Annotated in this window: 4 protein-coding genes; all 4 read right to left on the reverse strand. The window is 31.6% G+C overall.

Going from position 1 to position 6,663, the window contains the following annotated elements; genetic code table 11:
• On the reverse strand, positions 1-776 hold a 776-nt coding region (locus FRY74_RS12680; protein ID WP_147102201.1), incomplete at its 3' end, for a hypothetical protein.
• A gap of 117 nt (positions 777-893) precedes the next feature.
• Complete coding sequence (locus FRY74_RS12685) at positions 894-2,825, reverse strand: OmpA family protein (protein WP_147102203.1); 1,932 nt, start codon at positions 2,823-2,825, stop codon at positions 894-896.
• Positions 2,826-2,827: 2 nt separating this feature from the next.
• On the reverse strand, positions 2,828-3,757 hold the full coding sequence (locus FRY74_RS12690; RefSeq protein WP_147102205.1) for a PorP/SprF family type IX secretion system membrane protein: 930 nt from the start codon (positions 3,755-3,757) through the stop codon (positions 2,828-2,830).
• A gap of 5 nt (positions 3,758-3,762) precedes the next feature.
• Positions 3,763-6,663: T9SS type B sorting domain-containing protein (locus FRY74_RS12695; protein WP_147102207.1), on the reverse strand; the 2,901-nt coding region annotated here is incomplete at its 5' end.

A 6,663-nucleotide genomic window follows, 5' to 3' on the forward strand; every position in this document is an offset into this window, starting at 1 on the left:
TTTCCAGCTGCTACACTTATTGTGCAGGCTGGTGGACATGGCGCTGGTGCAGTGAATAATGAATTGGTACTAAACAAACATGTTGCATCTGCTGAAAAAACAGCTGTTACATTTACATTATTCCCATCTGCTGGCAAATTAGTTAATGTTACTGTTTGTGGACTTCCTGTTATTGCAAAACTTTGTCCATTTACATCTAATGTTCCAGCTCCTGGCTCATTAGAATAAGTTACTACAACTTGTTGAGTATAAGTATTAGTTGCCGGATTACACGCCGTTTGTGTTCCTGCAGCTAATGCTGTTATTGAACATGTTGCACAATTTTGCCCTGTTACAGCATTATAAGTACATGACCCTGGAAATGTATAGTGAGCTAATAAATCAATACTCTCTGCACAACCATCAACAGTAACACTTAAAAGTAAACCAAAATCATTTGAAGCTGCGCTGTAAGGTGTATTATTAATGTAATCTAAAACATTTCCTGATGCACTTCCATCTAAAGTTTCTGTAATATTCCCTGAAGTTAAATCTGCTGCCGTTAAAGCATTATCAAATATTGTTACTGTAGGACTTGTTGAAGGTGAGTTAAAGGTTAATTGAAACCCTTCATAAAATCCATCTCCACTACCTAATTCAATCTGAATATTTAAAACATAGGTAATAGTTCCATCAGGATTTGTAGTTTGAGAAACAATTGTAAAACTACCAGAATCACATGCAAAAGAATAATAATTGATTAGTAAAAAAATTACTGATATAATTAATTTTTTCATTGAAAAGTTTAATCGTGAATTTTTAAAGTTAAGCCACTAAATTTGATTAACTTATCAAAATTAGACGAATCAACTAGTTAAATAGACCAATAAATAATGTCTTTTTAAAACGTCAGATTACAAAACTTTCAATTCAACTCGTCTATTTTGTTGATGCTCTTCTTCAGTACATTTTACTTTATTACCACACTTGTTAACAAGTTTGGTTTCTCCATATCCTTTTGGGGTTAAACGAGCTTTAGCTATACCTTTACCTACTAAATGATCAACTACAGACTTCGCTCTTTTCTTAGATAAGTTCATATTATAACTATCTGATCCCCTACTATCTGTATGTGCACTAAGTTCAACACTAATTGAAGATTTAACATTTAAATATTCAACAATAGCATCAAGAACAGGGTAAGATTCTTCTTTAATTGTTGATTTATTGTAATCAAAATAAATGTTGTCAATTTTGATTATGTCATCTTTTTTAGGAATAGGTAAAAACAATAATTGACCAAATTTAGCAATAACATCCCCCCTATTTTCAGCAGGTATTTCAAAGGTTTGAGCATCAAATCCTGGATGATAGAATGTAACTAAAAACTCAACATGCTTTTCTAAAATCAGTTGAACTTTACCTGTTTGGTCAGTTAAATATTCTTCTATTAACTGAGGCACGCCATTTGAATCAACTTTATGTAACTTAACTTCAATGTCCTTAATTGGCTTAGAGGTAATTTTATTAAGAGCAATTCCATTAATAGTGTCAGGTGCTTCTGGAATATAAAATTCATAGATATAATCATAGCCTGTTAAACCTTCTCTGTTTGATGAAAAATATCCAGAACGTTCTTCATTTTTAATGATAAAAGAAAAGTCATCTTTAGAAGAATTATATGGTTTACCTAAATTTTCAGCTTCAACATACTCTCCATTTACTAAGTAAGACTTATAAATATCTGCACCACCAAATCCTTTTTTACCTTTAGAACTAAAATAAAGAGTATCATTATCAACATAAGGATACATTTCATCTAACTCCGAATTAATAGTTGCACCTAAGTTTTTAGGTTCACTCCAAGTTGTATCCGACACTTTATTTGCAACATATAAATCATAGCCACCTAAGCCACCTGGCATATTAGACGCAAAGTATAATTGACTTCCATCTTTACTTATATATGGAAAAACACAATCATATTCTTTGTTATTTATAGAAAGTGCACCTTTCTTAATCCATTCGCCATTAGAATAATTAGCTTCATAAATATGTAAAATATTAACCCCTTCACTACTAAGTGGAATTTTTTTTCTTTTAATTTTTTTATCTCTATACTTTACAACTTCTGATGAATTACCAGAATAATATATTTTTTTATAATCATTAGAAAAACTAGGGGTTCCTTCATAAAAAGAATAATGAAGATTGCCTTTTAAAACAGATGAAGAATCAAACACAGCAGTATCTTTTCGTGCTGAGTATGCTAAATCATAAAACACAGTTTTTATGTTAAATTCATCAGCTTGTGGCTTTGAGTATACTAACCCATCCTTAAAATAAGCAATTCCAAAACTTCTACTTCCAGTTTCAATGTTAGTTTTATATACCTTAATTTCTTTTGATTTTGATTGATTTGCAATTGCCCAATCACATGCTTGTTCGTATTGAGTAAATTTTGCGGGTTGATTTAAAGAATCAAAATATTGTTTAAAGTATTTTTTTGCTTCGCTATATTTCTCAACATTACATAGTAATTGAGCATAATCGAAAACATACTGAGGCTCATTTTTATCTGTAAACTGAGCTAATTTCTCGTACCATATAGTAGCATTTTCATAGTCAAAAAGCATCTTGTAAGTTTGGGCTACCCTTTTAGTCATTTTATACTTATCAAAAACAAGCTTCTCTTCTAGTGCTAATTTATAGCTTTCTATTGCTTCTTTGTACATTCGCTTATTAAAGTAATAATCTCCTTTTTCGAGATTACCTTTCTGTGCATAAACAGTAAATGAAAATGCAAATAGTAGAATAAACGGGACTATATATTTAAGTTTTTTCATGTTTAAAATCTTGGTACTGAAATAATTGATTCTTTAGGAGGATTAAATTGATAAATTAACATTATCTCATGACTACCAGAAGAATAATTTCCAATTTTATCAAAGTTAAATTCATAAGCGTAGGCCATTTTTAAATCAGGTGTTAATTGATAGCTTAAAATTCCTAACAATTCTTTACTTGAACGATATGAAACACCAATACCAAATTTTCTGTTAAACTCTAATTGGGCATTTAAATCGTATTGTAAACTTGAACCACTGACATGTTTTATCAAAGTAGATACATTTAAATTAATTTTTTCATTGAGTATAAATCGATATCCAGAATTTAAGTAATAATGCATTGTTTTGTAATCAAAATTTGTTTGACCCCCTTTTCCGTTTTCAAAAGATATTTTATTTTCTAAAATATTAGGTATAGCTATCCCCACGTAAAAATTTTTATTAAAATAATAAGCACCAAACTTAAAATTAGGTTCTGTATGAACACTTGTATTTCCACCATCATAAGTTGGATCATTAACATCGAATATATCCACTTTATCTAAATTACTTTGTAATAAATTAACCGAAGCACTCATACCTAAAGATAACCTACTGTAACCGCTTAATTTAAAGCGATAAGCATACGAACCACTGATTTCAGTATTATTATCAATACCTACTTGATCATTTATTACTGATAAACCAACTACAGAACTACCAAAAGGTTTAATTAAATTTAATGCTCCTACTTTAGGTGCACCATCATATCCAACCCATTGTGTTTTATATAACATTGCTGCAGTAAACCTTTCATAGCTACCTATTGTAGCTGGATTCATAAAAGGTTGATGCATCATATACATACCTTTATGAAACTGACTTTGTGCATCTACTTTAAAAAGCAATGCAAACAAAACTATTGATAAAACTAATATATTCTTTCTCATAATTTCTATCTTCTTAAGTCAATAAATCCATTAATAGCTTCTTCGTCTGGAGTTAATTTTAAAATAAAGTAATAAGTTCCGTCAACCACCTTATTCCCCATTAATTTAACTCCATTTGTTTTAGAAGTTCCATCCCATTCATTATTATAAGGTTGAGCAGAATAAACTAAATCTCCCCAACGACTGTAAATTAACAATTCATTTTCAGGGTAAAATTCTATATTTTCTATATAAAAAGTTTCATTACTTCCATCTCCATTTGGAGAAAAACCATCATAAATTCGAATCTTTCTCTCTTTTTCAATCTCAATATAAATGGTAGCTGTATCACAAATTTCAATACAAGTTAAATCACAAATTTCATAAGTCATACTATCTAAACCAACATAATTTTGATTAGGAGTATAGAATACTGACCCACTAGCTGTTCCATTAATTGGATTAGAAATTATATTAAAATTAGAAGCTCCTAGATCATTAGTTAATGGATTTATTTGAACACCTACATTTTGTTCAGTTGTAACATAATCATTCTCTGCATAAATAGTATTTACTGCATCCGAACCAACATAAACACTATCCAAATCACCACAACCTAAACTATCTGTAATAGTAAGTACATATGAACCTTCAGATAAAGAAGATAAAGATTGTGAATTACTAATTACAACTCCATTATTCGACCAAGAATAAGTGTATGGTTGAGTCCCCCCTGTAATAACAACATTAGCAATTGATCCATTTTGCAAATTACAATTCGCATTTGATATTAATGAACTTGTAAAGTCAATTACTGGAGGATTACCTCCATTTATTTGAATCGGAGATGTTGTTGATTGACAGCCATTACTGTCTGTTACAGTTAATGTGTAAGTTCCTAAAGCAACTCCTGTTAAATCTAATGAAGTTGAAACTTCTGATGTTCCGTCTGACCATGAAAAAGTATAAGGCAATGTCCCGCCTGAAACTATAATTCCTGTAATCGAACCATTGCTTGCTCCACAGCTTGCATCTGAAGTAACTATTGACGAAACATCAATAGTCGCTGCATTTCCTACTCCAACATTAAATGGTCCAGCAACTGATTGACATCCATTACTATCTGTGACTGTTAACGTATATGTTCCTAATGTTAACCCATTTAAATCTAATGAATTTGAAACTTCTACTGTTCCATCTGACCAAGAATAAGAATAAGGCAATGTCCCGCCTGCAACTGTAATTCCTGTAATCGATCCATTGCTTGCTCCACAACTTGCATCCGAAATAACTATTGATGAAACATTTATAGTTGCTGCTAATGCATTTGATATTGTAATAACTCCTATAGAATCTATACATCCGGTAGTATCTGTAACAACAACACTATAATCACCAGCCGGAACTCCAGATAAATCTTGTGACGATCCAACAATTGTTGATCCATCATACCAAGACCAAGAATATGGTAATGTTCCACCTGAAGCTGTAACTCCAGTAATCATTCCATTCGAACCTCCACAAGCTGCATCACTAACCATAGCAGTTGAAATATTAAGTGTTGGTCCTGCAATATCATTAATAGTATAGGTAGAACCAATAGCTTGACAACCGGATTGATCAGTAACTGTTAAAGTATAATCTCCTGATGGAATATTTAATAAATCAATCGAACTACCAACTTCAGTTGAACCATCATTCCATGAATATATTATGGTACCTGTTCCTCCGTTTGAAGTTATTCCTACTATAGATCCAATAGATTGTCCACAATGATCATCATTTGTAATTACAGATATTTCATCTATAGAAGGTCCTACTATCTCATTAATTATAAATGGACCTGTAACTGAACTACAACCTGCAGAATCAGAAACATATAATACATAAGATCCTGATGAGACATTAGATAAATCAACTGTTGAACCTAAAGTATCAGTACCGTTTGTCCAAACATAAACCAATGTTCCTACTCCACCTGTAACATTAACTCCTGAGATAGAACCAACAGATTTAGAACATGTATCAGGAACAATAACTACACTAGTAATATCTAATGTAGGTGCTCCAATATCACTAATGTTAAATGGACCAAAAGTATTATTACATAAATTACCATCTGTAACTGTTAGAGTATATGCTCCAGATGTTTGATTTAATAAATCTATATCTGTAGAAACAACAGAAGAACCATTAAACCACTGATAAGTTAGAACTGGCTCTCCACTTGCTAATAAACCAGTAATAGAACCAGTATTATTTCCACAATTAGAATTTTGAGTTAAAATATTTGAAATATCTAATTGAGGTAATTCATTACTATTTACAATAACACTATCTATAGCAGAACAACCATTTTGAGTTGCTGTTAAGTAATAAGTAGTTGTATCATTTGGAAATGCAAAAGGGTTACTAATAGATGGATTAGTTAAGCCTGTACTAGGTGTCCAAGAGTAACTAACTCCAGCAACAGCTGCTGCTCCTAACTGAACGCTATCTCCATTACAAATTGTAAAACTTAAACTTCCGGCATCAGCGACAACAATAGGAGTAATTGTTACATCTACTTGCAATCTAATACTGCTTTCACATCCTTCTGCATTCTCTTGTGTTGCATAATAATCTTCGCCATCTACTAACAAATCTGTTCCTAATAATGGTGTTGTTGTCACGTTATCTGCATACCATACTACATTATTTCCGGTAGATGATAAGTCTGAAATTGTAGGATTATCAGATGCACAAAAAGACTGAACAACTTCACTTGTTGTTGGTGCAGCTGTATCTGATATGCTTACATTTACTTGTAACCTGATGCTACTCTCACATCCCTCTGCATTCTCTTGTGTTGCATAATAATCTTCGCCATCTACTAACAAGTCTGTTCCTAATAATGGAGTTGTTGTCACATTATCTGCATACCACAC

This window comes from Vicingus serpentipes (assembly GCF_007993035.1).
GTDB lineage: Bacteria > Bacteroidota > Bacteroidia > Flavobacteriales_E > Vicingaceae > Vicingus > Vicingus serpentipes.

Coding starts and splice junctions, on each gene's coding strand:
- FRY74_RS12690 (WP_147102205.1), bottom strand. CDS start 3,757: ATGAGAAAGAATATATTAGTTTTATCAATAGTTTTGTTTGCATTGCTT.
- FRY74_RS12685 (WP_147102203.1), bottom strand. CDS start 2,825: ATGAAAAAACTTAAATATATAGTCCCGTTTATTCTACTATTTGCATTT.